We start from the raw sequence: 2,454 nt of genomic DNA, 5'->3' as shown, positions 1-2,454 counted from the left end.
GTTAATTTGCATCCAAAACTGATCCACTTTACCCCCTAATTTGCATTCAAAACTGATCCACATGTTTAATACCTCCTGCCGCCCCTAAGCAGGAGAATGTGGAGTGATAGATGTGTCATTATTAAGTGTTATGCGTAGATGGTATTTTCGTGATGGGTTTTCCCTGCGAGAAATTACTAGACGTACTGGATTGTCTCGCAATACCGTACGTCGTTATCTGAAAAGTGAAATCACTGAGCCTGTTTATCCCAAACGACAGTCGTTGGGTAAAGTCAAAGAGTTCGAAGAACTGCTTATCAGTTGGCTTAAACGAGAAGCTAGGCGACGAAGAAAAGAGCGTAAAACCGTCAAAAACCTTTACGAGGACTTGTTACCTTTGGGCTATACAGGCTCGTATGACAGGGTTGCGGCGTTTGTGCGCAAGTGGCGCGAAGAGCATAGATTATCGGTATCTAATCAAGTTTACGTACCCTTGGAGTTTGCAGCAGGCGAAGCCTTTCAATTTGATTGGGGCGAGAACTATGGCTTCATCGATGGCCGTAAAACTAAACTACAAGTCGCTCACTTTAAGCTCAGTCATAGCCGTGCATTTATTCTGCGGGCATATCTTACCCAAAGTCATGAAATGCTATTTGATGCACATAACCATGCGTTCCGCGTGTTTAATGGCGTGCCCGAGCGTGGTATTTACGACAATATGAAAACAGCGGTTGATAAGGTGCAAAAAGGCAAAGAGCGTATTGTTAATCGTCGCTTCCTCACTATGGTGAGTCATTACCTGTTCGAAGCTGACTTCTGTAATCCAGCCGCAGGCTGGGAAAAAGGGCAAGTTGAAAAGAATGTGCGGGACGCACGTTCGATTATCTGGCAACGGCTACCGCGTGTTAGCACGCTAACTGAACTCAATGATTGGCTCGAAACCCAATGCATTAAAGACTGGCAAACACGCAAGCACCCGCAGTTCTCAGATAGAACCATTGAAGATGTATGGTATCAAGAGCAGCGCCAACTTATGAAGGTGAATGCGCCGTTTAATGGTTTTATTGAACATAGTAAAAAAGTATCCTCCACCTGCTTGGTCAACTTCGATCGCAATAAATACTCAGTCCCCTCCAGTTTCGCTAACCGGCGTATTAGCCTGCATGTTTACCCTAGTCGGCTTGAATTCATTGCCGAAGGTCAGCAAATAGCTGAGCATACCCGCGTATTCATGACGAGTCACGACATACCAGGCAAAGTCATTTATGACTGGCGCCACTACTTGCTTGTCGCGCAACGTAAACCCGGCGCACTTCGCAATGGTGCACCGTTTAACACGATGCCTGATAGCTTTAAACACTTGCAATCGATTTTATTACAGCATCAGCGTGGGGATAAAGAAATGGTCGAGGTGTTATCGCTGATATTACATCACGATGAAGCCGATGTTGTGAAGGCTGTTGAAATGGCCTTAGACGTGGGCTGTCCGTCCAAACAGCATGTAATGAACTGTCTAAGTCGGCTACTGAACCCTTCATCACCCGAACCGGTACCGATTGCTAACGGCCTGCAATTGATCACCGAGCCAACCAGCGATACGTCACGCTACGATACATTAAGAGGAAAACACCATGCACACTGAAGCCTTATTACACACGCTTAAAATACTGAAACTGCATGGTATGGCAAGCAGTATTACCGAGTTATCATCGCAAGATTCACCGGCCTATAAACTAGCCTTGCCTATGCTCGACACACTCGTAAAAGCCGAGGTTGCTGATAGAGAAGTACGCAGTATTGCTTACCAAATGAAGACGGCTAAGTTCCCCGTTTATAGAGACTTATATGGCTTCGACTTTAGTGAAAGTGAAGTGGATGAATATCTCATCAGAGGTTTACATCGTTGTGAATTTATTGAAGATAGCCAAAATGCTGTATTCGTAGGCGGCCCTGGGACAGGAAAAACCCACTTAGCCACAGCACTTGGGGTACAAGCCATTCAGCACCATCAATACCGCGTGCGGTTTTTATCCACTATCGAGCTTGTGAATACATTAGAGCTGGAGAAGCAAGCAGGTCACGTTGGGCGAATGGCAAATCGTTTAGCTAATTGTGATCTAGTTGTGCTTGACGAATTAGGTTATGTACCCTTCAGTCAAGCGGGCGGCACCTTGCTGTTTCATCTATTAAGCAAACTCTACGAAACGACTAGCGTACTTATCACCACCAACCTCAACTTCACTGAATGGTCAAAGGTGTTTGGTGACGCCAAGTTAACAACAGCCTTGCTAGACAGGCTAACGCATCATTGCCACATAATTGAAACCGGCAATGACAGCTTCCGCTTTAAAGAATCAACTAAAAAATCAAAGGAGAAAAAGGCTAGAAATTAAAACATGATTATGGTCATATAAGGCTACTTGGGTGGATCAGTTTTAGATGCAAATCGTGGTTCAGTTTTAAGTGCAAATTAAC

At 44.9% G+C, this 2,454-nt stretch carries 2 protein-coding genes; both read left to right on the top strand.

What is annotated here, in order from left to right:
• Positions 1-103 precede the first annotated feature (103 nt).
• Entirely contained in the window at positions 104-1,621 is a 1,518-nt protein-coding gene (gene istA / locus GPUN_RS05600) for an IS21 family transposase (RefSeq protein WP_006004305.1), read from the top strand.
• Positions 1,611-2,372 carry an IS21-like element helper ATPase IstB gene (gene istB / locus GPUN_RS05595; protein WP_006004303.1) on the top strand — a complete coding sequence of 254 codons (762 nt, stop codon included), beginning with the start codon at positions 1,611-1,613 and terminating at the stop codon, positions 2,370-2,372. The genes istA and istB overlap by 11 nt, the downstream gene beginning before the upstream one ends.
• The last annotated feature ends 82 nt before the right edge of the window (positions 2,373-2,454 follow it).

The organism is Glaciecola punicea ACAM 611 (assembly GCF_000252165.1).
Lineage (GTDB): Bacteria > Pseudomonadota > Gammaproteobacteria > Enterobacterales > Alteromonadaceae > Glaciecola > Glaciecola punicea.
The sequence above is the reverse complement of the archived record's forward strand: the minus strand, read 5'-3'. Positions and strand labels throughout refer to the sequence as shown.